The sequence below is a fragment of the Pseudarthrobacter sp. 05T312 genome (genome assembly GCF_056396685.1).
In genome coordinates this window covers 99709-123588 of the sequence record NZ_JBFTLY010000010.1, presented here as the reverse complement: position 1 = coordinate 123588, position 23880 = coordinate 99709, and the positions used below count along the sequence as shown (strand labels likewise).

The 23880-nt window shown below is 67.7% G+C and carries 21 protein-coding genes and 1 riboswitch; of the genes, 16 read left to right on the top strand and 5 right to left on the bottom strand.

Translation table 11 applies throughout. The features are described 5' to 3' along the window. Nucleotides 1-27: 27 nt before the first annotated feature. The 5 genes from AC1DIP_RS14250 (at nucleotide 28) to AC1DIP_RS14230 (ending at nucleotide 4916) form a co-directional block, all read left to right on the top strand. Nucleotides 28-657, top strand: a complete 630-nt coding sequence (locus tag AC1DIP_RS14250) for a hypothetical protein (RefSeq protein ID WP_477734113.1) — start codon at nucleotides 28-30, stop codon at nucleotides 655-657. A gap of 63 nt (nucleotides 658-720) precedes the next feature. Then, nucleotides 721-3066: an NAD-dependent DNA ligase LigA gene (gene ligA / locus AC1DIP_RS14245; protein ID WP_477734112.1), complete on the top strand. Its 2346-nt coding sequence runs from the start codon at nucleotides 721-723 to the stop codon at nucleotides 3064-3066. After that, nucleotides 3063-3872 carry an inositol monophosphatase family protein gene (locus AC1DIP_RS14240; RefSeq protein ID WP_476210165.1) on the top strand — a complete coding sequence of 270 codons (810 nt, stop codon included), beginning with the start codon at nucleotides 3063-3065 and terminating at the stop codon, nucleotides 3870-3872. The genes ligA and AC1DIP_RS14240 overlap by 4 nt, the downstream gene beginning before the upstream one ends. Nucleotides 3873-3984: 112 nt before the next feature. Next, nucleotides 3985-4488, top strand: a complete 504-nt coding sequence (locus AC1DIP_RS14235) for a GNAT family N-acetyltransferase (protein WP_477734111.1) — start codon at nucleotides 3985-3987, stop codon at nucleotides 4486-4488. Nucleotides 4489-4535: 47 nt separating this feature from the next. Continuing rightward, nucleotides 4536-4916 (top strand): RidA family protein, encoded by a 381-nt coding sequence (locus AC1DIP_RS14230; RefSeq protein WP_477734110.1) that lies wholly within the window; start codon nucleotides 4536-4538, stop codon nucleotides 4914-4916. 10 nt (nucleotides 4917-4926) lie between these two features. Here the strand turns inward: AC1DIP_RS14230 and AC1DIP_RS14225 are convergent, their stop codons facing one another. Then, nucleotides 4927-5589 carry a response regulator gene (locus AC1DIP_RS14225; protein WP_476210171.1) on the bottom strand — a complete coding sequence of 221 codons (663 nt, stop codon included), beginning with the start codon at nucleotides 5587-5589 and terminating at the stop codon, nucleotides 4927-4929. After that, complete coding sequence (locus AC1DIP_RS14220) at nucleotides 5582-7336, bottom strand: sensor histidine kinase (RefSeq protein ID WP_477734109.1); 1755 nt, start codon at nucleotides 7334-7336, stop codon at nucleotides 5582-5584. Before AC1DIP_RS14220 ends, AC1DIP_RS14225 begins: the two co-directional genes overlap by 8 nt. A gap of 190 nt (nucleotides 7337-7526) precedes the next feature. Between AC1DIP_RS14220 and AC1DIP_RS14215 the strand changes: the two genes are divergently transcribed. The 5 genes from AC1DIP_RS14215 (at nucleotide 7527) to AC1DIP_RS14195 (ending at nucleotide 13426) form a co-directional block, all read left to right on the top strand. Next, nucleotides 7527-8996: a CitMHS family transporter gene (locus AC1DIP_RS14215; protein WP_477734108.1), complete on the top strand. Its 1470-nt coding sequence runs from the start codon at nucleotides 7527-7529 to the stop codon at nucleotides 8994-8996. A 147-nt stretch (nucleotides 8997-9143) separates the two neighbouring features. Next, nucleotides 9144-9440 carry an Asp-tRNA(Asn)/Glu-tRNA(Gln) amidotransferase subunit GatC gene (gene gatC / locus AC1DIP_RS14210; RefSeq protein ID WP_018763018.1) on the top strand — a complete coding sequence of 99 codons (297 nt, stop codon included), beginning with the start codon at nucleotides 9144-9146 and terminating at the stop codon, nucleotides 9438-9440. 2 nt (nucleotides 9441-9442) lie between these two features. Continuing rightward, entirely contained in the window at nucleotides 9443-11029 is a 1587-nt protein-coding gene (gatA, locus tag AC1DIP_RS14205; protein ID WP_477734107.1) for an Asp-tRNA(Asn)/Glu-tRNA(Gln) amidotransferase subunit GatA, read from the top strand. After that, on the top strand, nucleotides 11029-12537 hold the full coding sequence (gatB, locus tag AC1DIP_RS14200) for an Asp-tRNA(Asn)/Glu-tRNA(Gln) amidotransferase subunit GatB (protein ID WP_477734106.1): 1509 nt from the start codon (nucleotides 11029-11031) through the stop codon (nucleotides 12535-12537). The genes gatA and gatB overlap by 1 nt, the downstream gene beginning before the upstream one ends. A gap of 187 nt (nucleotides 12538-12724) precedes the next feature. Continuing rightward, nucleotides 12725-13426, top strand: coding sequence for a hypothetical protein (locus tag AC1DIP_RS14195; RefSeq protein ID WP_477734105.1), 702 nt, complete (start codon nucleotides 12725-12727; stop codon nucleotides 13424-13426). Between the two features lie 20 nt (nucleotides 13427-13446). Here the strand turns inward: AC1DIP_RS14195 and AC1DIP_RS14190 are convergent, their stop codons facing one another. Beyond that, entirely contained in the window at nucleotides 13447-14358 is a 912-nt protein-coding gene (locus tag AC1DIP_RS14190; RefSeq protein WP_476210180.1) for a LysR substrate-binding domain-containing protein, read from the bottom strand. Between the two features lie 127 nt (nucleotides 14359-14485). Between AC1DIP_RS14190 and tdh the strand changes: the two genes are divergently transcribed. The 6 genes from tdh to AC1DIP_RS14160 all read left to right on the top strand — a co-directional run bounded on the left by tdh (nucleotide 14486) and on the right by AC1DIP_RS14160 (nucleotide 20883). Then, nucleotides 14486-15532, top strand: a complete 1047-nt coding sequence (tdh, locus tag AC1DIP_RS14185; RefSeq protein WP_477734104.1) for an L-threonine 3-dehydrogenase — start codon at nucleotides 14486-14488, stop codon at nucleotides 15530-15532. A gap of 8 nt (nucleotides 15533-15540) precedes the next feature. Continuing rightward, a complete protein-coding gene (locus AC1DIP_RS14180) occupies nucleotides 15541-16737 on the top strand; it encodes a glycine C-acetyltransferase (RefSeq protein WP_477734103.1) in 1197 nt (398 codons plus the stop codon). Between the two features lie 57 nt (nucleotides 16738-16794). Further along, a complete protein-coding gene (locus AC1DIP_RS14175; protein WP_477734102.1) occupies nucleotides 16795-17925 on the top strand; it encodes an NAD(P)/FAD-dependent oxidoreductase in 1131 nt (376 codons plus the stop codon). An 11-nt stretch (nucleotides 17926-17936) separates the two neighbouring features. Then, the gene (hutI, locus tag AC1DIP_RS14170; protein ID WP_477734101.1) at nucleotides 17937-19148 is read left to right on the top strand and encodes an imidazolonepropionase; all 1212 of its coding nucleotides are present in this window, start codon (nucleotides 17937-17939) and stop codon (nucleotides 19146-19148) included. A 101-nt stretch (nucleotides 19149-19249) separates the two neighbouring features. Continuing rightward, a complete protein-coding gene (locus tag AC1DIP_RS14165) occupies nucleotides 19250-20038 on the top strand; it encodes a DeoR family transcriptional regulator (protein WP_476210187.1) in 789 nt (262 codons plus the stop codon). Between the two features lie 65 nt (nucleotides 20039-20103). Beyond that, nucleotides 20104-20883 (top strand): CPBP family glutamic-type intramembrane protease, encoded by a 780-nt coding sequence (locus tag AC1DIP_RS14160; protein WP_476210189.1) that lies wholly within the window; start codon nucleotides 20104-20106, stop codon nucleotides 20881-20883. Nucleotides 20884-20969: 86 nt separating this feature from the next. Here the strand turns inward: AC1DIP_RS14160 and AC1DIP_RS14155 are convergent, their stop codons facing one another. Then, complete coding sequence (locus AC1DIP_RS14155) at nucleotides 20970-22751, bottom strand: HNH endonuclease signature motif containing protein (RefSeq protein WP_477734100.1); 1782 nt, start codon at nucleotides 22749-22751, stop codon at nucleotides 20970-20972. Between the two features lie 205 nt (nucleotides 22752-22956). Beyond that, nucleotides 22957-23589 carry a VOC family protein gene (locus AC1DIP_RS14150; RefSeq protein ID WP_477734099.1) on the bottom strand — a complete coding sequence of 211 codons (633 nt, stop codon included), beginning with the start codon at nucleotides 23587-23589 and terminating at the stop codon, nucleotides 22957-22959. Between the two features lie 159 nt (nucleotides 23590-23748). Next, a riboswitch (SAM riboswitch) is annotated at nucleotides 23749-23863 on the top strand. Nucleotides 23864-23880: the final 17 nt, after the last annotated feature.

The window sequence follows — 23880 nt, the reverse complement described above, 5'->3', positions numbered from 1 at the left end:
GGGGGCTGCGCGCATCGAAAGGTAGCAATGACCCCGTCCGCTCCGATCCTCCATGCCGTCTCGACGACGGCTTCAGCAGCTGCCCTGGCTCTAGCTCTTGGCTTCTTCCCGGCCGGGCCCGCGCTCGCCGCCGCCACCGCGCCCTCGCCAACTCCGGCGTCGGACACCCAGGCCCCATCAGACTGCGGGTTGGTCTGCGTACCCATCCTCGCCAGCAGCCCCGACGCGGGCCAGACCGGGCGGCCGCGGAAATCCAGGGACCCGGTCCCGCCGCCGGCCCAGCCGGCACCTCCCGCCGGAGTGCCTGCCCCTACACTCCAGCCCGTCCAGCCCCAACCGGCGCAGCCTGACGTCCCGGCCCCGGACCCGGCCCAGCTGCCGGCAACGGTGGCGCCGGACCCGGAGGGGGCCGCTGCCACGGAATCGCCGTCGGCCACAGCGGGCTACCGCCCACCCACCGGCCCCTCGAGCGGGCAGGACTGGAACAGCCCCGTCACCCGCTCCGGCGGGCCGACCCAGATGGCTGCCGTGGCTCCCGCCGGCGGTGAGGGCCCGGGTGGACCGGCCCTCGGACCCATCGCCCTGGGCACGCTGCTGGTGGGCACTTCCGCCGGTGCCTTCGCCGTGTGGAACCGGAACCGGCTCCGGTCGCACTGAGCCCGGGCGGGTGCCACGCCGTGCTGCCCCACGGCTGTCGGAGGTGTAGGGCAAGATAGGTCTGTGAGCACAGGACCAGGACCCGCAGAACAGACCGCCACCCGGACCACGGCACCGCACCAGCCCGAAGCGGTACCCACAGAGGCCATCCGCGAGGAATACGAAAACCTTGCTGACCTGGTCCGGAAGTACCGGTTTGCGTACTACCAGGAGGACGCGCCCCTGGTATCGGACGCCGAGTTCGATTCGCTCTTCCGCCGCCTCGAGGAGATCGAGGCGCTGCACCCCGGGCTCGTCGCCAACGATTCACCCACCCAGGAAGTGGGCGGCGAGGTGTCCGCCGCCTTCGCGCCGGTGGAACACCTGCAGCGCATGTACAGCCTGGAGGACGTCTTCTCGCTGGAGGAGCTTGAGGCCTGGCTCAACCGGGCCGAGGCCAGCATCGAAAAAATCGGCGACGGCGGCGCCAATGCTGCCTGGTTGACCGAACTGAAGATCGATGGCCTGGCGGTCAACCTCCTGTACCGCGACGGCAGGTTGGTGCGCGCGGCCACCCGCGGCGACGGCACTACCGGCGAAGACATCACCCACAACCTGCTCACCATCAAGGAAATCCCGCAGGAGCTGCGCGGCAGCGGTTTTCCCGCGGAAATGGAAGTGCGCGGCGAGGTCTTCATCCCGTCCAAGGCCTTCGCCGAGTTCAATGAGGCCCTGATCGAAGCCGGCAAGGCTCCGCTGGCCAACCCACGCAACGCCGCAGCAGGTTCGCTGCGGCAAAAGGATCCGGCAGAGACGGCCAAACGGCCGTTGAAGATGTTCGTCCATGGCATCGGCGCCCGGGAGGGCCTGGCCGCCGGCAGCCAGTCGGAAACCTACGGCCTGCTGAAGGAGTGGGGCCTGCCGGTCAGCCCGTACTTCGAGGTCCTGGCCGCCCGGGACGACGTCCTGGCCTTCATCAAGCGGTACGGGGACCAGCGCCACAAGCTGCTCCACGAAATCGACGGCATCGTCATCAAGGTGGATGATTTCGCCACCCAGCGGGCCCTGGGCAACACCACCCGCGTTCCGCGCTGGGCCGTGGCGTACAAATACCCGCCGGAGGAAGTCCACACCAAGCTGCTGGATATCCAGGTCAACGTGGGCCGCACCGGCCGCGTCACGCCCTACGGCGTCATGGAGCCGGTCAAGGTTGCCGGATCCACCGTGGAAATGGCCACCCTGCACAACCAGGACGTGGTCAAGGCCAAGGGCGTCAAGATCGGCGACATCGTCGTCCTGCGCAAGGCGGGGGACGTCATCCCCGAAATCGTGGGCCCGGTCCTGAACCTCCGGGACCAGCAGGACCCACCGGTACGCGACTTCGTGATGCCCACCGAGTGCCCTTCCTGCGGTACCCCGCTGGCACCTGCGAAGGAGGGGGACGTGGATGTCCGCTGCCCCAACGCCAGGTCCTGCCCGTCCCAGCTGCGGGAGCGGGTGTTCCATGTAGCCGGCCGTGGCGCCTTCGATATCGAGGCCCTGGGTTGGGAAGCGGCCATCGCACTGACGCAGCCCGCGGAACCGGACACCCCTCCGCTGACTTCCGAAGCCCGGCTGTTCGACCTCACCCCCGAGGACCTGGCCGGCGTCAGGATCCAGCGCGAAAAGAAGAGCAAAGGCGTTCCCACGGGCGAATACGAGCTGGTGCCGTACTTCTTCAGCAAGGGCACGGCCAAGTCGCCGTCCAAACCCACCGCCACCACCCAGAAGCTGTTCACGGAACTTGAAAAGGCCAAGACCCAGCCGCTTTGGCGCGTCCTGGTCGCCCTGTCCATCCGACACGTTGGTCCCCGCGCATCACGGGCCCTCGCGCAGGCGTTCGGCAGCATGGACCGCATCCGCGCCGCGTCCGAGGAGGAACTTGCGCATGTGGACGGCGTCGGCCCCACCATCGCCGCCGCGCTCAAGGAGTGGTTCGCCGAGGACTGGCACGTCGAGATCATCGACCGCTGGGCCGCCGCCGGGGTACGCATGGAGGACGAACGCGACGAGTCCATGCCGCGCACCCTGGAAGGGCTGACCGTGGTGGTCACGGGGTCCCTGCCCAACTTCAGCCGCGACGAGGCCAAGGAAGCCATCCTGCTCCGCGGCGGCAAGGCAGCCGGCTCCGTTTCCAAGAACACCAGTTATGTGGTTGCGGGCGAAAGCGCCGGCAGCAAGCTGGACAAGGCAGAGCAGCTGGGCATCCGCGTCCTGGACGAGGACGGGTTCCGGCAACTGCTTGACGGCGGGCCGGCAGCCGTGGGGGATGCGGCGGCAGGAGATGCCGTGGAACCGGGCGGGGATGACGGGGGCAACGAAGAGGCGACCGTACCTGCCTCTGCAGGGGAGAACACTGCCGGGGAGAGCACCGTGGAGGAGAACGCATGACGTCCGCAACGGAACTGCTGGAGGTAGCCAAACAGGCCGCCGCGGCAGGCGCTAAAGTCCTGTCCGGCCGTGACGGCAACGCCCTGGACGCGAGCAACAAGGGAGCGGCCGGGGACTGGGTGACGGCCTTTGACCTTGCCGCGGAAAACGCCGTGCGTGGCGTCATTACCGCCGCCCGCCCCGGCGACAGCATCACCGGCGAGGAACAGGGCACCACCCGGGCCGCCGACCCCACCGGTTACCGCTGGTCCATCGACCCCCTGGACGGCACCACCAACTTCATCCGCAACATCGTCTACTACGCCACCTCCGTGGCTGTCGCCGATGCCGACGGCGCCTGGCTGGCCGGCGTCGTCAACGCCCCCGCCCTGGGGCGGGTGTACTACGCTGCCCGCGGCCAGGGCGCATGGCTGGAGGAGCGCGGCACTGTCACCAGGCTGGACGGGCCGGTACCGGGCCGCGCCGGGCAGATCCTGGCCACCGGGTTCAGCTACGAGCCCGATATCCGAGCCCAACAGGCCGCTGCCTTCGGCGCCTTGATGGACGGCTTCGCCGATGTCCGCCGGCTTGGTTCCGCCGCCCTGGACCTGTGCATGGTGGCCGACGGAACCCACGATGCCTACGGTGAGCGGGGACTGAACGAGCATGACTTTTCAGCCGGCGCCCTGATCGCGGAGGAGGCCGGCTGCTGGGTGCGCAGGCCGCGCCTCACCAGCCCGCTCGACGGCGGACCCACGGACGACGAGCGCCTGGACGCCTGGACCTGCGCCGCCAGCCTGGAGCTGTCCGGCAAGTTTCCGCTCTGAGCGGGCACACGGGTGGCCTGATTGAAGGAACGGGGTTGCCCGTTCTGATAGTTCTGTCACGGAAAGTGCCTTCCTGCCGTACGGCGCCCCGGCCCGCCACTAGCATTGACGGGTGCAGCCGCAGATAACCATCCGTCCCGCCGTCGAGGCCGACTTCCCCGCCATTGCCCGGATCACCGGAGCTTCCTATCTTTCGGCAGGCTACTTCGACGACGCAGCCCACCCCTACATGGTCAACATCATGGATGTGGCAGAGCGCGCGGAGCAGGCCACCATCTGGGTGGCGGAGCGCGATGGAGCCGTGGTCGGTTCGGTGACCCTGGCACTGGCGGGGGAGCCCTACGCTGATATCGCCCTGCAGGATGAGCTGGAATTCCGGATGCTGGTGGTGGACCCGGCCGTCCAGCGCAGCGGCGCCGGCAAAGCCATGGTGGAGGCCATCATCGGCCATGCCAGGACGCTTCCCGGTATCCGTGCGGTGGCCCTCACCACCGGCCAAACCTGGGAGAGCGCGCACGGGCTCTACCGCAAGACCGGCTTCCAGCGGGTGCCGGCACGGGACTGGCTGGTCCCCGGAACCGACATAAAACTGCTGGTTTACCGGCGCGACCTGTAGCAGCCCTACAGTGGTGGCGACCCATTCCAGCTTTGAAAGGCCCACCCATGCGCAAAACCTTCGGCAGCGGATCCGTCTGGGAACAGACCCTCGGTTATTCCCGCGCCGTCCAGGTGGACAACACCCTCTACATCTCTGCCACCGCGGCCAGCGGCGACGAAGGAGTGGTGGGGGATGACTTCTACACCCAGACCCAGTACATCCTGCAGAAACTCGACAAGGTCCTGGCGGATGCCGGCTTCGACTACGGGGACGTGGTGCAGTCCAAGCTGTACCTGACGGACATCAGCAAGTGGGAAGAGGCCGGCCGGGCCCACGGCGAGGTGTTCGGCGAGATCCGCCCCACCCTCTCCCTGGTCCACGTGCTCCCGTTCCTGGACCCGAAGATGCTCGTCGAAATCGAAGTGGTCGCGCAGAAGAGCGAGTAAGTTTCCGGCCCTACCGTGCCGGCAGGCCGTAGCGGTGCTCGGGCCTGCCGGTGGTGCCGTAGCGGAGCTGGATGTCCACCGCTCCGTCGTCCGCCAGCGAGGACAGGTACCGCTGGGCGGTGGCGCGGGAAACTCCCACCCGGGCGGCCACCTCGGCGGCGGAGTACTGCTCGCCGGGGGCCAGCGATTCCAGCACCGCGGCCTCCGTTGCGGAGCGTGGTTTCGACGACGGCGTGACGTCCCCCGGAATCAGCGCGCGTTTGGCGCGCTCCACGCCCTCCTGGTCCAGTGCCCCGGGCTGCCCTAGGAGGCGCCGGTACCGGGCATAGGAGCGCAGCTGCTGGGACAGTGATTCCGCGGTGAAGGGCTTGAGCAGGTACCCCAGGGCGCCGCGGCGGAACGCCACCCGGACCGACGCGGGATCAGACGCGGCGCTGAGGATGATCGTGTCCACGTCCAGCTGCTGCAGCAGGTCCAGCCCGGAGGCGTCCGGAAGGTACACATCGAGCAGCACCAGGTCCGGCCGCAGGCTGTGGATCGCCTGCAGGGCCAGCGACGCCGTACCGACAGGGGCCAGCGCCAGGAACCCGGCCACCGAATCCACGTAGGCGGCGTGCAGCTTGGCCACGTGGAAGTCGTCGTCCACGATCAGGACCCGAAAATCGTCAGCCATTCTTTTCCTTTCCGGCTTCCCCCGTGGTCTTTGCGGCAGGGCTTCCTGCCGTCGTATGCGGCAGGGTGGCCATGAATACGGCCCCCGGCCCACCCCTTGCGCCGCGGTCCAGCACCTTCACCTCGCCGCCCCGGCGCCGCGCCAGCTGGCGGGCCAGCGCCAGTCCGAAACCCTGGCCGCCGCCGGCGCGGACCGGTCCGGACGCGGTGGTGAAACCCTCGGCAAACACGGCTTCCGTGTCGGTGCCTTCCGCCAGCCCGTCACCGGAGTCCGCCACCACGACGTGCAGCGTGCCGCCGTCGTCGCCCGGCTCATCCAGCACCTCCAGCTCAACCCAGCGGTCCGCGGATGACCCCGCCACGGCGGCGTTGACGGCGTTGTCGATCAGGTTGCCCAGCACGGTGGTCACATCCTGGGCCTCCGTCACCTGCCCGCGGACAAGGGTTTCGGGCCCGATGCGCAGCGCGACGCCCCGCTCGTCCGCCTCCACGCCCTTGGCGCCCACGAATGCCTGCAGGTACGGGTCCTGGAGCAGCTCGGCCTGGTCCACCGGGAACTTCAGCGGGCCGGTGGCGGCGAGCCCTGCGAGGTAATCACGCGCCTCCTGGTGCTGCCCGATGCCCAGGAAACCGGCAAGGGTGTGCAGCTGGTTGGCGAACTCGTGCCGCTGGGCGCGCAGCGCGGTGGACATGGTGCCGACGGCGTCGAGCTGCCGCGTAAGCTCCTGCAGTTCCGTCCGGTCGCGCAGCATGACCACCCAGCCCAGGTCCTCCCGGCGGTGCAGGGCTTTGCGCGCATTCACCACCAGCACCCGGCCGCCCGCCACCAGCTCGAGGGCGTCCTGGGGCGATGCGCTGCTGCCCACCGCCGGGCCGGCAACACCGGATCCCGGGCGGGTCAGGGACTTCAGCTGTTCCGGGACCGGCGCGTCCTCCCAGCGCGAGCCCGCCAGGTCCGGCAAACCAAGCAGACGCTGCGCCGCGGCGTTGAAGACGCTGACCCGGCCGTCGGCACTGACGCCGATCACGCCGTCGTCCACGCCCTGCAGCACCGCCACCTGGTCGTGCACCAGGGTGCTGATCTCCTCCGGCTCCAGGCCCAGTGTGAGGCGCTGCAGGCGGCGGCGCAGCAGGAAGGAGCCCAGCACCCCGGCCAGCAGGGCGCCAGCGGCGGTCAGTGCAACGGGCCCGATATCCCGGGCCACGCTCTGGGCCACTGTTTCCATGGAGTAGCCCACGCTCACCTCGCCCACCACCGTGCCGGTCCCGGGCGCGTACACCGGAACCTTCGCGCCGGCGGACGGACCGAGCGTTCCGGTGTTCCGGGTGGTGATCTCCTGCCCGGACAATGCCTCGGAGGGATCGGTGCTCACCTTTTCGCCCAGGCGCTGCGGATCCGGGTGGGCCAGCCTGATGCCGGTTTCGTCGGTAATCACCACGAACAGCGCCCCGGTCCGGGTCCGCGCTGCCTCCGCGGATGCCTGCAGCGGCCCGGCCAGGAGTTCGGCGGGCGGGGGAGTGCCGGGCTGGTTGCTGATCGCCAGCACATCGGCGCGGACCTCCGGATCGGAGGCAACAGTCCGGGCCAGGGTCAGTGCCTGGTTCTCCGCATCGCTGCCCACCCGGTCGTAGGTCAGCCACGCATGGACGGCGGTGCTCAGCAGCACCACCAGCAGCACCACGGCCAGCTGGAGCAACAGCGTCTGGGTGGAAAACCGCAGCGGCTGCCGGGACGCGGAACGCTGCATTCATCCTCCTTGACGGGTGGCGGCGGGCCAGGGTTTTGGCGCCGAAGCGCTGTGAGCACAATGAGCAAAATGCTTCCAATAAGCAGTATGCCAATCAATTGAGCCAAAGGCACTGCCGTGACGGCCGCCACCCTACAGTCTGTAGCACGCGTCACACCGCTGTGCCGCTGTTCACAAGAAGGAGCCGGCTGTGCTGGTAATACTTGGATTCGCCATGATCGCGGTATTCATGGTGCTGATCATGACGAAGAAGTTGACGCCAGTGCTGGCGTTGATCATTGTCCCTACTGTTTTCGGCCTGTTCGCCGGTGCCGGCCTGGGCATCGGCGACATGGTGATGGACTCCATGAAGTCCATGACCTCCACCGCGGCCCTGCTGATGTTCGCCATCATCTACTTCGGCCTGATGATCGACGTCGGGCTCTTTGACCCGCTGGTGAAGTTCATCCTCCGCAAGCTGGGCAACGACCCCGCCAAGGTGGTCCTGGGCACCGCCATCCTGGCCGCCGCCGTGTCCCTGGACGGCGACGGGTCCACCACCTTCATCCTCACCACCGCGGCCATGCTGCCGGTCTACCTGCGGCTGAAGATGAGCCCCGTGGTCCTGACCTGCGTGGCCGGCCTGGCCAACGGCACCATGAACATCCTGCCGTGGGGCGGCCCCACGGCCCGCGCCGCCACCGCCCTGAAGATCGACGTCAACGACGTCTTCGTTCCCATGATCCCGTCCCTCGTCGCCGGCCTGGTGGTCGTCTTCGCCTTCTCCTGGCTGCTGGGCCTGCAGGAACGCAACCGCCTCCGCGCCACCGCCCCCGAGATCTGGGGCGTGCCGGACACTGCGGAAGAGTTCGACGGCGGCACGTCCGCAGGTGCCTCCGGAACCCCCGCTTCCGGAACCGGCCGCGGCCGCAGGGGCGGCAACCCCGGCGGAGCAGCCCCCGCCGGTGGCTCGGTGGCTGTCCTGGACCGTACCGAAACCCTGGTGGATGAGCACGATTCCGCCATGGCGGACACCGCGCTCGATCCCCACCGGAGCACCCTGCGCCCCAAGCTGTTCTGGTTCAACCTGGCCCTGACCGTCGCCGTCATGGTGGTGCTCGTCGCCAACGTCGTCCCGCTGCCGTTCGTCTTCATGGTGGGCGCCGCGATCGCCCTGCTGGTCAACTTCCCCAAGGTCAAGGACCAGGGCGCCCAGCTCATTGCGCACGCACCGTCCATCGTGGCCGTGGTCAGCATGGTCATGGCCGCCGCCGTCCTCACCGGCGTCCTCAAGGGCACCGGCATGGTGGAAGCCATGTCCGCCTGGCTGGTCCAGATCATCCCCACCTCCATGGGCCCGTTCATGGCCGTCATCACCGGTGTGCTCAGCATCCCCATGACGTTCTTCATGAGCAATGACGCGTTCTACTTCGGCGTCCTGCCGGTCCTCAGCGAAACCGCAGCCCACTACGGGGTCGGCGCCGCCGACATGGCCCGCGCCTCCATCACGGGCCAGCCCTTCCACCTGCAGAGCCCCCTGGTTCCGGCCATCCTGCTGCTCGTTTCGCTGGCCAAGGTGGACCTGGGCGACCACCACAAGAAGGTCCTGTGGCGCACCGCCGTCATCTCCCTGGTGATGCTCGGCGTCGGGATGCTGACTGGAGCCATCGGTATCGGTTAGTCTGTAGCTGCCCGCGCTCCCTGTCCCCGAGGCAGGAGCGGGCATCGAAGGTGCCCGTCTGACGCCCGCTGGGGGATGTCAGACGGGCATCTGCGTTTCCGCACTAGACTGGATCGGAAAACAATTCGAACTTTGCAGGGGAGATCCATGGCTGCGATCAACCGTGACGACGTCGCGCACCTCGCGCGGCTCGCTCACATCGAGATGAGTGCCGAAGAGCTGGACAGGATGGCCGGCGAACTCGCCGTCATCGTGGATTCGGTCAAGTCCGTCAGCGAGGCCGCAGGGGACGACGTGCCGGCCACCTCGCACCCCATTCCGCTGACCAACGTGTTCCGCGACGACGTCGTGGGCCACACCTTCACGGCGGAACAGGCACTCTCCGGCGCCCCGGACTCCGACGACAACCGTTTCAAGGTTCCGGCCATCCTGGATGAGGCATAGACATGACTGACAAGAACACCAGCGCCGACACCCTGATCCGGCTCTCTGCCGCGCAGCTTGCCGAGAAACTCCACGCCGGCGAAGTCACCGCCGTCGAAGCCACCCAGGCCCACCTGGACCGCATTGCCGCCGTCGACGGGAAGGTCAACGCCTTCCTGCACGTCAACGCCGAAGAAGCGCTCGCCGTCGCCGCCGAGGTGGACGCCATCCGTGCCGCCGGCGGGGCGGAAGCCAAGGCCCTGCACTACCTGGCCGGCGTCCCCATCGCCGTCAAGGACCTCATCGTCACCATCGGCCAGCCCACCACTGCCGGCTCGAAGATCCTCGAAGGCTGGCACAGCCCGTACGACGCCACCGTGGTGGAGCGCCTGCGTGCCGCAAAGATGCCCATCCTGGGCAAGACCAACCTGGACGAGTTCGCCATGGGCTCCTCCACGGAGCACTCTGCCTACGGCCCTACCCGCAACCCCTGGGACCTGGACCGGATCCCCGGCGGCTCCGGCGGTGGCTCCGCTGCCGCCGTCGCCGCTTTCGAGGCACCCCTGGCCCTGGGCACGGATACCGGCGGCTCCATCCGCCAGCCCGGTGCCGTCACCGGAACCGTTGGCGTGAAGCCCACGTACGGCAGCGTTTCCCGCTACGGCGCCATCGCCATGGCGTCCTCCCTGGACCAGATCGGCCCCGTCACCCGGACCGTCCTGGACTCCGCCCTCCTGCACCAGGTCATCGGCGGCCACGATCCCCGCGACTCCACCTCACTGCCTGAACCCCTGGCGGACCTCGTCGCCGCCGCGAAGACCGGTAACGTGCAGGGGCTGCGGATCGGCATCATCAAGGAACTGCACGGCGAGGGCTACCAGGCCGGCGTCGAAAACCGTTTCAACGACGCCCTGGAGCTGCTCAAGGAAGCCGGCGCGGAGATCGTGGAGGTCTCCTGCCCCAACTTCCAGTACGCCCTGGGCGCCTACTACCTGATCATGCCGTCCGAGGCCTCCTCCAACCTGGCCAAGTTCGACGGCGTCCGGTACGGCCTGCGCGTCCTCCCCGAAGAGGGCCCCATGACCATCGAACGCGTGATGGGTGCCACCCGCGCCGCCGGCTTCGGCGACGAAGTCAAGCGCCGCATCATCCTGGGCACCTACGCCCTGTCCGCCGGCTACTACGACGCCTACTACGGCTCCGCGCAGAAGGTCCGCACGCTGGTCCAGCGGGACTTTGAGGCCGCCTTTGCGCAGGCTGACGTCCTGATCTCGCCCACCGCCCCCACCACGGCGTTCCCGCTCGGGGAAAAACTGGACGATCCGCTGGCCATGTACCTCAACGACGTCGCCACCATCCCGGCCAACCTTGCCGGCGTCCCGGGCCTGTCGCTGCCCGGTGGGCTGGCCGACGAGGACGGGCTGCCCGTGGGCATCCAGCTGCTGGCCCCGGCCCGCGAGGACGCCCGCCTGTACCGGGCGGGTGCGGTCCTCGAATCGCTGCTCGAAGCGAAGTGGGGCGGCCCCCTGCTGGCACAGGCTCCTTCGCTGGTTGAGCCTGTCGAAACCGCCGCCGCTGCCGCTACCCTCGAAACCCAGGAGGCAAAATAATGAGCACTGACGACATCCTGAGCTTCGAAGAGGCCATGGAGAAGTACGATCCTGTCCTGGGGTTCGAGGTCCACGTGGAGCTGAACACCAAGACCAAGATGTTCTCCTCCGCCCCGAACGTCTTCGGCGATGAGCCCAACACCAACGTCAACGAGGTGGACCTGGGCATGCCCGGCGTGCTGCCCGTCGTCAATAAAACGGCCATCGAGTCCTCCATCAAGATCGGCCTGGCGCTCAACTGCAAGATCGCTGAGTCCTGCCGCTTCGCCCGGAAGCAGTACTTCTACCCGGACACCCCCAAGAACTTCCAGACGTCCCAGTACGACGAGCCCATCGCGTACGACGGCTACCTGGACGTTGAGCTCGAGGACGGCACCGTATTCCGCGTGGAGATCGAGCGCGCCCACATGGAGGAGGACGCCGGGAAGCTGACCCACATGGGCGGCGCCACCGGCCGGATCCAGGGCGCCGACTTCTCGCTGGTGGACTACAACCGCGCCGGTGTGCCGCTGGTGGAAATCGTCACCAAGCCCATCGAAGGCGCAGGCTCCCGTGCACCGGAACTGGCCAAGGCCTACGTGGCGGCCGTCCGGGAGATCGTGAAGAACCTGGGCGTGTCCGACGCGAAGATGGAACGCGGCAACGTTCGCTGCGACGCGAACGTTTCGCTCCGCCCGCACGGCCGCGAACGGTTCGGCATCCGCTCGGAAACCAAGAACGTGAACTCGCTGCGCGCCGTGGAACACGCCGTCCGCTACGAGATCCAGCGCCACGCTGCCGTCCTGGACTCCGGCGAACCGGTGATCCAGGAGACCCGCCACTGGCACGAGGACACCCGCACCACCACGTCCGGCCGCGCCAAGTCCGACGCCGACGACTACCGCTACTTCCCGGAACCGGACCTGGTTCCCGTGGTGGCCTCCCGCGAATGGGTGGAGGAACTGCGCGCCACCCTGCCCGAGCCGCCGGCCGAGCGCCGCAAGCGCCTCAAGGCCGACTGGGGCTACTCCGACCTCGAATTCCGCGACGTTGTCAACGCCGGCGTCCTGGACGAGATCGAGGAAACCATCGCCGCCGGCGCCACGGCTTCCGTGGCCCGCAAATGGTGGATGGGTGAGATCGTGGGCCGTGCCAAGGCCGCCGACGTGGACCCCGGCCAGCTGGGCGTTGAGGCTGCCACCGTGGTGGAGCTGAGCCGCATGGTTGAGGCGGGCAAGATCAACAACAAGATGGCTTCACAGGTCCTGGACGCCGTGCTCGCCGGTGAGGGCACCCCGGAGGAGATCGTGGCGAAGCGCGGCCTGGCCGTCGTGTCCGACGACGGGCCCCTCCTGGAAGCCATCGACGCCGCACTCGCCGCGCAGCCCGACGTCGCGGACAAGATCCGCGGCGGCAAGGTACAGGCCATCGGCGCGATCGTGGGCGGGGTCATGAAGGCCACCCGCGGCCAGGCCGACGCCGGCCGCGTGAAGGAACTGATCCTGGAGAAGCTGGGCGTCACCGTTTAGCACTCCCACCCAGCCGGGCCGCACTTGTTGCCGTTTTGAGCCCTCATCACGGCATTAACTGCGGCCCGGTTGGCTTTAAGTACTCAGCCGGCGGTCAGCGAAACTACCCGTGGCTGCGCGTCGGTGGCGGACTTACACTGGAGCCCACAGGGCGCAGGTGCCCTGGCTGCGTGCGGGAGGAACAACCATGGTGGTCCGGGAACCTATGAGGATGCGCAAGGCGGTGCTGGCCGGTGCCGTGGCCGTGGCACTCACCGGGACGGGCGCCGCGCTGGCATGGTCCGCCACCGGCACCCCCGCACCCTCACCATCATCACAACCAGCGCCTGGCAACCCAGGCAACGCTCCGGGGCCTGATAAGCCGGGCAAAGCCGCGCGGGGGCAACTCCTGCACGGCGAGGGCGTGGCCAAGAACCCCGACGGTACGTTCCAGACGGTCCTGGAACAGAACGGGACCGTGGAATCGGTCAGCGGTTCGGCCATCACCGTCAAGAGCGGGGACGGTTTCTCCCAGACCTACACGGTCAACGGCGACACGAAGGTCACCACGATTCCTCCGGCCGCCAACCCAGGTGCAACGCCCAACCCAGGTGCAACGCCCAGTCCGGGAGGAGCGCCCAGCCCCGGTGGAAAGTCCGACGACGGCAAGCGGCTTAAGCCGGCCGACGGAACCATCGCAGACATCGCCGCCGGGGACACCGTGCGCATTACCGGCTTCAAGGACGGTGACAAGGCCACGGCCACGCGGATCGTGAAGGGCGCCGGCGATGGACCCGGCCTTGGGTTGGGACGCGGGTTGGGGCGGGGTCCAGGCCATGCGCCGGGACACGGCCAAGGACTTGGCCACAAGATGGGGCAGGGCAGCGACCAGGACGGCCAGGACTCCTAGCTTTCAACGCACCAGCCGGCTCAGCCGTGCTGCACCAGCCCTGCCATGATGTCCTCGAGGGCCTCGCAGACCATCACCACGGAGCGCCGCTTCAGGTTCTCCGGCCTGGCCAGCAGGTCGATCCTGCGCCGGGTGCTGATGCCCTCCAGCGGCCGCAGCACGATGTCCGGGTTCAGGACCGGGCCCGCCGTGTACCTGGGCAGCAGCCCCACCACGCCCCCGGCAGCCACCAGCGCTGCAACCGTGGAGTAGTCGTTGATGCGGTGGATGATGTTCGGTTCCCGGCTGGAGAGGGCAGCTACCGCGGACAGGACGTCGGCGGGGGAGTAGCCGGGGTGGCTGGTCACCCAGGCCTCGCCGCCGACGTCGTCCGCCGTGACCGTCTCCTGTTGGGCCAATGGGTGGCCTGCCGGCAGCGCCACATCCAGCGGCTCATGCGCCAGCGGGATCACGGCGACGCGTTCCGCCGGCCAGCGCGGGCTGTGGTCCATACGGTGTGCGAGCACCAGGTCGTACCGGGCGGTGAGGGCCGGGAAGTCCTGCTGGGCAACATCCTCGTCCGAAAGTTCGATGCGCGGGTGCTCCGGCCGGTCCAGCATGCGGGCCAGCGGCGCGAACAGCGCCTGCCCCGCGCTGTGGAATCCACTGAGAGTCACCCTGCCCGCGGGGGACCCGTGATAGGTGCCCAGCGCGCCTCGGGCCTCGGCCATGGCGCTGACGACGGCGGCGCCCGCGTCCGCGAGCACCTGTCCTGCCTCCGTCAGCACCAGGTTCCGGCCCTCCTTGCGCGTCAGCGGAACCTCCACGGTGCGCTGCAGGTGCGCCAGTTGCTGCGACACGGCTGACGGGGTGACCATGAGCGTATCGGCCACCGCTTTCACGCTGCCGAGGGCGCCCAGTTCCCGCAGGATTTCCAGCTGATGAACCTCCATACGTCCACTCTAATCATTAGCAATGGCTACATCGTCGATTGAGAAGATCCCTGTTGTGCTAAAGCATCGCCGGGGCTTCAATGGGGAGGTACCCCGCAGAGTGAACGCCAAGCAGTAAAGGACGCCAATGAAGGCCCTGTATAAAGCCGGCCCGCACGCCGGCTTCGAGCTCGTCGACCGGCCCGAACCCGAAGCCGGCCCGGCCGACGTGAAGATCCGCGTCATGACCACCGGAATCTGCGGCACCGACCTGCACATCCAGTCCTGGGATTCCTGGGCACAGGGGATCATCGAAGCTCCCCTGATCGCCGGGCACGAGTTCTACGGCGAAGTGGTGGAAGTGGGCGAGGACGTCCGCGAGGTCAAGGTAGGGGACAGGGTCTCCGGCGAAGGCCACGTGGTGTGCGGCATGTGCCGGAACTGCCGGGCCGGACGCCGCCAGATGTGCATCCACACGGTCAGCGTGGGCGTCCAGCGCGACGGTGCCTTCGCCGAGTACGTCGTCATCCCCGAAACCAACGTCTGGGTCCACCACGATTCCTCCGTCACGCCCGAACTCGGTGCCATTTTCGACCCCTTCGGAAACGCCGTCCACACGGCCCTCAGCTTCCCGCTGGTAGGCGAGGACGTGCTGATCACCGGCGCTGGCCCCATCGGGCTCATGGCCATCGCCGTGGCCCGCCACGCCGGGGCACGCAAGATTGCCATCACGGACGTTTCCGGGCCGCGGCTGGACCTGGCACGGCAGCTGGGGGCCGACCTTGCCATCGATGTCTCCACCACCAAGGTGCGCGATGCCCAGCGTGAGCTGGGCATGCGCGAAGGCTTCGACGTCGGAATGGAAATGTCCGGGCACCCCTCCGCCCTGCCTGAGATGATCGACAACATGAACCACGGCGGCCGGATTGCCATGCTGGGGCTGCCCAGCCAGGAGATCACCATCGACTGGGGCAAGGTGGTCACCCACATGCTCACGCTCAAGGGCATCTACGGCCGCGAGATGTACGAAACCTGGTATGCCATGAGCGCCATGCTCTCCTCCAACCCCCTGCTGCACGCCGGAATCTCTGCCGTGGTGACGGACACGCTGCCGGCCACGGACTGGGAAAAAGGCTTCGATATTGCCCGCAGCGGCGTGGGCGGCAAAGTTGTCCTCGACTGGACCCGACTGTAAGGAACCCCATGTTCACCTCCATCAAGGACCAGCTGCGCGAAGAGCTGGACGAGATCCGCACCGCCGGACTGTACAAGACCGAACGCAGCATCAGCTCACCGCAGTCCAGCCACATCACCGCCGGGCAGATTGGCGGCCCCGGAGCCGACGTGCTGAACTTCTGCGCCAACAACTACCTGGGCCTGGCCGACCACCAGGACATCATCGGCACCGCCAAGGCCGCCATGGACGAACGCGGCTTCGGCATGGCCAGCGTCCGGTTCATCTGCGGCACCCAGGACCTCCACCTGGAACTCGAAGCAAAGGTCTCCGCGTTCCTCGGCACCGAGGACACCATCCTGTTCTCCAGCTGCTTCGACGCCAACGGCGGTGTCTTCGAGTCGCTGCTGGGACCGGACGATGCCGTGATCTCCGACGCGCTCAACCACGCCTCCATCATCGACGGGATCCGCCTCTGCAAGGCCCGCCGCTACCGCTACGCCAACCAGGACATGGCCGAACTCGAAGCCCGCCTGCAGGAAGCACAGGGCGCCCGCCGGACACTGATCGTCACCGACGGCGTCTTCTCCATGGACGGCTTCCTCGCCCCGCTTGAAGCCATCTGCGACCTCGCCGAAAAGTACGGCGCCATGGTCATGGTGGACGATTCCCACGCAGTGGGCTTCATGGGCGCCACCGGGGCCGGGACTCCCGAGCACGCCGGCGTCTCCGACCGGGTGGACATCTACACCGGCACCTTCGGCAAGGCCCTGGGCGGAGCATCCGGAGGCTACGTCTCCGGACGCGGCGAGATCGTGGCCATGCTGCGCCAGAAGGCCCGGCCCTACCTGTTCTCCAATTCCCTCGCTCCCGCCATCGTGGCCGCCACCCTCAAAGCGCTGGACCTGGTGCAGAACTCGGCCGACCTCCGCCGCCGCCTGTTCGAGAACGCCGAACTGTTCCGCCGCCGCATGACCGAGGAAGGGTTCGACCTGCTCCCCGGCGAACACGCCATTGTCCCGGTCATGTTCGGCGACGCCGTCATGGCAGCCAAGGTGGCGGACCGCATGCTGCAGCACGGTGTCTTCGTCACAGCATTCAGCTTCCCCGTGGTCCCGCGCGGTGCCGCCAGGATCCGGGTGCAGCTCTCCGCTGCGCATTCAGCGGACGACGTCGAAGCATGCGTGCGTGCCTTCGTCGCCAGCCGTGCCGAGGCGGCAGCCTGACGGGATTTCCCCCGAAACGCAGGTCCCCGGACGCGCGATCTCTGTCAGGATGGACCAATGGCAGCACACTACGATGTCCTGATTGTGGGCGGCGGCATCGCCGGCCTGTCCCTTGCGTCCGCGCTCGCCGGCCGCTGCAGCGTTGCGCTGGTGGAGGCGGAGCAGGAGCTGGCGTACCACACGTCCTCCCGCTCCGCCCGCCAGCTGATTCCCAGCTACGGGCCTCCCGTGGTGCAGGAGCTCACCGTCCGGACCCTCGAACTGCTCGCGGCCCGCGACGCGGAAGCCCCGGAAGCTGTCCTGACACCGCGCAGTTTCATGCTGGTGGGCTCTGCGGAGGATGTTGCCGCGGAGGCCAGCGGACATATGCAGCCCATCACGGTGGACCGGGCCCTCGAGCTGTGTCCGGCCCTGAAGCCGGGAACCTTTGAAGCCGCCGGACTGGATACCGGCTCCTTTGGCTGCAACGCACCCCTGCTGCTGGAGGACCACCGCAAGCGGGCGCTCGCCGCCGGAGCCGACATCATCACCGGTGCCCGCGTGCATTCGGCACAACGGCTGGGTTCCGGGTGGCAGGTGGGGGCCGGCGCTGAGGGTTTTGAGGCCGCGGTCGTGGTCAATGCGGCCGGCGCCTGGGCGGACGAACTGGCGGTGCTCAGCGGCGTCGAGAAGCTGGGCCTCCAGCCGTACCGGCGCACTGCGGCGATTGCCGCCGTCGACCATCCCTTGCCGGCTGGCACCCCTATGGTGGCGGCGGCGGACAACACGTTCTATTTCCGTCCCGACGGCCAGGACGTGCTGATTTCCCCTTCGGAGACGGTGCCCAGCGGGCCCGAGGATGCCCGGCCCAATCCCGGCGATGTGGAGCGCCTGGTGGAGAAGCTCAATGCGTTCACCGGCCTGGGGATCACCGGTGTGCGCCGGGCCTGGACTGGCCTGCGCACCGAAGCCGCAGACGGTGTGCCGGTGGCCGGGTTCGATGCTGAAGCGGCCGGGTTCTACTGGCTCGCGGGCCAGGGCGGCTATGGATTCCAGACGTCGGCGGCCCTGGCGGAGTTCGCCGCCGGCCAGATCCTTGCGGGGTTGGGCTCTTCCGGCAGCGCTGTCCCCGCCGATGGGGCTGCGGACGGTCCGGAATCCCGGACAGTGCAGGCCCTGGCAGCCACGCGCTGGTCCGTCAGACGCTGAAGAATGATCCCATGAGCACCTTGATCACCAACATTACCGAGCTGATGACACAGGGCCTGGAACACCGGGTTTTGAAGGACGCGGCGGTGGTCATCGAAGGTGAACGGATCTCCTGGATCGGGGCGGCGGCCGACGCTCCGGCAGCGGATGACGCCGTCGACGCCGGAGGCCGGGCCATGCTGCCGGGGTGGGTGGACTCGCACAGCCACCTGCTGTTCGCCGGGGACCGCACCGCAGAATTCGAAGCCAGGATGGCGGGGGAGGCCTACGCTGCCGGTGGCATCGCCGTCACCATGAACGCCACGCGGGCCACCTCCGACTTCGACCTCACCCGCCTTGCCATGGGGCGGGTTGCCGAGGCAGTCTCGCAGGGCACCACCTACCTCGAAACCAAGACCGGCTACGGCCTGGACGTCGAACACGAGGCCCGGAGCGCGCGTATTGCCTCCACCATCGCGGACCAGGTGACCTACCTCGGCGCACACCTGGTTCCAGCCGGGCAGGACCCGGAGGAATACACCGAGCTGGCCTGCGGGCCGATGCTCGCTGCGGTCCGCCCGTACGTCCAGTGGGCCGACGTCTTCTGCGAAGAGGGCGCCTTCAATGCCGAACAATCCCGCCGTGTGCTGGTGGCCTGCCGCGAGGCCGGCCTGGGACTGAGGGTGCACGGCAACCAGCTCGGCGAGGGTCCCGGCGTGCAGCTTGCCGTGGAGCTGGGCGCGGCCAGCGTGGACCACGTGAACTACCTTGCCGCGCAGGATGTGAAAGCCCTGGCCGCATCCTGGTCAGGCTGGGATCCGGCCTTGGGAACCGGGCAGCGGGGCACCGTTGCCACGTGCCTTCCTGCCTGCGACCTCTCCACCCGCCAGCCGTTGGCTCCCGCCCGCGAACTTCTCGACGCGGGGGTGCAGGTGGCGTTGGCCTCCAACTGCAACCCCGGCACGTCGTACACCAGTTCCATGGCCTTTTGCGTGACGACGGCCGTGCTCCAGATGCGCCTGAGCGTGCACGAGGCTGTCCGGGCCGCCACCTACGGCGGCGCGCTGGCGTTGCACAAGGAAGCCGGCCGGGACGTCGACGGTGAACGCGCCGTGGGGTCCATCGCCGTCGGACACCGGGCCGACCTGCACCTGCTGAATGCGCCTTCTGCGACCCATCTCGCTTACCGTCCCGGGATGCCATTGACGTACGCTGTGTGGCGGGCCGGAGTGCGCGGGCGTTAGCACGTCTCCTGCTGTATGATTGTTCCTGATCTTTTCCGTATGGTTAGAATCAGGAAACGTCATCCCGAAGCGGTGGCTGATGTATCGAAAGGCCCGCTTGCATGACGCGCACCGACCGGCTGACAGCGATTCTGGACCTGCTCGCCAGAACCGGCCAGGTAGAAGTCGACGAGATCGTCAGCACCCTCAACGTTTCCCCTGCCACAGCCCGGCGCGACCTGGACAGCCTTGCCAAGCGCCGCCTGCTGACGCGGACGCGCGGCGGTGCCACCACCGGCGCCCTGGCGTATGACCTGCCCGGACGTTACAACCGCGACGACCATGCCGAAGCGAAGGAACAGATCGCGCAGTGCGCCGCGGCCCTCATCCGGCCGGGCGCCGTCATTGGTCTCTGCGGAGGCACCACCAGCACCGCGCTTGCACAGATCCTGGCCACCCGGGAGGACCTGAATGCACCCTCCAACCAGCCGACGCTCACGGTCGTAACGAACGCCATCAACATTGCGGGCCAGTTGGCGGTCCGGCCCAATATCAAGGTGATGGTGACAGGCGGCATCCTCAACCCGCGGTCGTATGAGCTCGTGGGCCCCTACACGGACATCATCATGCAGAAGGTGGTGCTGGACATCGCCTTCATCGGTGTCAACGGTATCGACCCGGAGGTGGGACCCACCAACACGGGGGAGGGCGAGGCCTCCGTCAATGCCCTGCTGGCTTCCCGCGCCCGGGTGTCCTACGTCCTGGCTGATTCCTCCAAAGTCGGAGTGCGGGCCTTTGCCACGATGGACGGGTACGACTTCACCCGCCTGATCACCGATTCCGGGATCTCTGCGCGCGACAAGGCAGCCTTTGAAGCCAACGGCACGGAAGTGATCGTGGCACCTGCCTGATACTCCCGGGAGGCTGGGGGGAGTTCCGTCAGGCAGGATCCAGAAACTGAAGGCAAGATGGGAACATGCTGGTTCCCTCACGCCGTCGACTGCGGCTCGAAGTCTGGATCGTCCTGGGACTGTCCCTGGGCCAGTCCGCTGTCTACTCCGTGGTGCAGCTGCTCGACAAGATGACCCGCGCCCCGCTGGCCGAGGGTACCTCCACCCTGAACCGCTCGCAGAGCACCCGCGAGTACTTCGATCTGACGTATCAGCTGCTCGACATCATCTTTGCGCTGGTGCCTGTGCTGCTGGTTCTCTATTTCCTCACCGACCAGCGCCAGGCTTCCGCCGGAGACGCACAGAACTCCGGCTCAGCATTTCGGAAGCTGGGATTCAACTTCGCCCGGCCCGGAAAGGACCTGCTGCAGGGTCTGGGGCTGGCCGCGCTGATCGGGATACCGTCCTTGGGGCTCTACGCGGCCGGCCGGGCGCTCGGCATCACCACCGCCATCATCCCCAGTGCCCTCGACGCGTACTGGTGGACCGTTCCTGTCCTGATCCTCTCGGCGATGCGCCACGCGGTGCTGGAGGAAGTCATTGTGGTGGGGTACCTGATGGACCGCTTCGGGAAGTTCGGCTGGAGCACGCCACTGGCCATCGCCGTGAGTTCCGTGCTGCGTGGCAGCTACCACCTTTACCAGGGCTTTGGTCCCTTCATTGGGAACGCCGTGATGGGGGTGGTCTTCGCCTGGCTCTACACCCGCACCAAGCGCGTCATGCCGCTGGTCATCGCCCACGCGCTGCTGGACATTGTGGCATTCGTCGGCTTTAGCCTCTTCGGTAAGGCCGTAGGGCTGGGCTAGCGCCGCCGCGGCCTGGCAGGGGGGGCTTAGTGGCTACCTGTGCGGCACAAGTGTTGTGTTCCCGCAATGCCCAACACCACCCACCTTCACATGCCCAGCAGCAGCTGCCAGCCCGCCTGCGGGTCAGCGGGCAGCTCGAAAGACTTTGCATGGAACTCATCCCACAGGGGATCAGCGGGGCAAAGCTCGCCGGGGTCCACCATGTTCTCACCTGGCGGTTCTTCGACAGGCGGATCAGGCCACAGCGGCATCGATGCGATGACCTGCTGCCAAGGGATATCTTCCGACAGATGCAACCCGCGCCACGTTGGCGCTGCAGCCAGTGGAACGGTGTCAGCAAGTTCTGGGGCGTCGCTGAGTCCAGGCGTGTCATTGGGTTGACCACTGTTGCCACGGCCAGCTGTCCGTTCGGGCGGACCTGACGCATCGGTGTGCCCCACGATTGCCTCCAGCGGCAGGATTCCCGGCGGCCAGTGGGTTGGTTCGGGGTCCTGGCGTTCGGGGTTGTAGTGGCGTCCGGTGGGTGAGGTCCAGCCGGGCGGGTCCTTGCTCGTGGCCGGGTCGGGTGTCCATTGGCTGTGGTGTTTGAGTCGGTGGTGTTTGGGGCAGAGCTGTGCGAGGTTGTTGACGTTGGTGGTGCCGCCGTGTTCCCACGCTTGTAGGTGGTCTGTTTCGTTGTCGGGGGTTTTGTTGGTGCAGCCGGGGAAGGTGCATGTGGTGTCGCGCATGCGGATCCAGTGTTTGATGGCCCCGGTGAGCCGGTAGTTTTTGCGGCCGATCTCCAAGGGTGCCCCGTCCCGGGGGTCGACGAGGACCCGGTAGAACGAGTCCGCCCCGTCGGCGACAAGTTTGCGTGCCATGGACGCCGGGATCGGCCCGAAACCATCCAGTACGCCGGGTTCATCGGTAAGGCCGAGGAGCGCGAACACCGGCACGGTGACCAGCACATCGGCCCGCGGAGCAGGAACCTTCCCGATCCCCGTGAAGCCCTGGGTGCCCGGGGCGGTGCCGGCGGAACCCTCACCCGCCACCTGCACGGCGCCGAGGAGGAGGCTGGCGGCGATGTCCGGCCGGAGCTGGGTGAGGGTGCGGGGTTCGTCGGGGCCCTGGAGTCCGCGGGCGGTGGCGGTGGTGCGGTTCCAGATCGCGCACGCGGTGTCCCCGGGGAGGTAGAGGGAGACCCAGGCCATGCCGTCCTTGTCAGGGGTGTATTCCATCCGGCGGTCAGCTACCCCCTTTGCATGGCGTTTCTCGATCGATTCCGGATGGTGGCGTTCCCGCCACGCCCGGACCTTCGCCCGGAACCGTGACGGAACGAGCTCCCCCGGCGCGGCACCCCGGGCGGGGTGGGGTGCAGCCGGGTCGAAGAAATGCGCCACCAAAAACGCCTCGCCCTCAGGGGTAAGGCCCTCGGTTTCGTCCGCGACAATCCGGGCGTGTTGCCACGACACTTCTCCGGCGGCCAGGGCCTCGGATACCAGCGGCAGGGAGCAGATCCGGCGTGAGTGCTCCACCATTGCCCCCGCTGCGGCGGAGCTGATGGTCAGGACACCCGCGATCTCCTCCACCACCGACATCTGCGCGTAAGTGCGGTCCTGCACCGAGGCATCCGGCGGAGTCATGGCTTCCTGGAACTCAACGGCGTCGGCAGCGTCCTGTGCTTTCACCGCGGCGAGCTGCGCCTCCAGCCGCGCCGCAACCTCCAAGCGCTCCAGCCGGATCTCGTAGCGCCGCTGGAGCACGTCAACACCGGAACCAATGCCGGCGCCGGCAGCCAGGGAAGTATCCTCGACATCAAGCGCATCCAGGGCAGCAACAGAGGCACGAACACCCTCCAACACCACCCCAACACCCCCGCTGATTCCCATACCCACATCATCCAACGAGGCACTGACATTCAAAGTGGGCGCGGTTCACGCTGGCGCCCTGGTAACGGCGCAGGGGGCACCTTATTAAATGAATTCGGCCGCCATTGGGTGGTGACGCCGTTGTCACCACCCAATGGCGGCCGAAGTTTGCCCGGGCACACGCCGGGGACCTCCCCGAAATGGTCCGGGGAGGAACGGGGGAGGGTCAGATGGTGACAGCTCCGTTGGCGGTCTCAAACGTGACCGAGAGGATGCCTGGGGTACCGTGCGGGGCCACCCACTCCACCGCAACGTCCTCAAGCGGCTTCTCCACGGGCTCGCCCAGCCACTCGGTAACGCGCGAGGCGGAACCGGCGATGGTCAGGCAGCTCATTTTGAGGTTGCTCTCGTACGCGTGGGACGGGTGGAGAGAGGGATCGCCCTCCCACTTGAGCATGTAGGGCACCTGGGGATCGGCGATGAGGCCCAGGATGCCAATCTGCTTCCAGACCAGCTCGCGGCCGTCCGGGAACTTGCGGTTGCCGTTCACGGCGGCGCGGCCCAGGCGTTCCTCGAAGGGGGCGAGGTCGTCCACTTCGACGCACCAGCCCATCCAGCCGCCACCGGCAGCGGAGCGGGCACGTACGGCCTGGCCGAACGGTGCCTTGTCCGACGCCGGGTGGTCCAGGACCTCGACGACTTCGAGGTACTTGTGGCCGGCCAGGGGGATGATCATATTCCTGGTTCCGAAGCGGGGGTGGACGCCACCCTTCACTGCCTCAACGCCGAGGGCAGTTGCAATACGTTCGGTAGTGGCCGCGAGGCCATCGTGTTCACAGGCGTAAGAGACGTGATCCATGCGCATGCGAACATCTTGGCACTTTGTGATCGGGCTCTCAGCTAAGGATACCCTTACTGGCATTTCGCGTGGTCTTGCCCCTGTGCAAATGCCCCGGGGCAAGACCATGTTCGTCACAATGCTGTCCACGGCAACCGTCAGGTTCCTAGACTGGGCCCAGGTCATGAGTGCCAGCGCCAAGCCCCGGCTCGCTGGCCGGCAACCCTCCATCCGCGGTGGGGTGCCCCGGGTGAAGACCTGGCTCTCCGGCAACAGCCGGGAGCAAGCGCGGCCCGCACTGCTGGTGAGCAT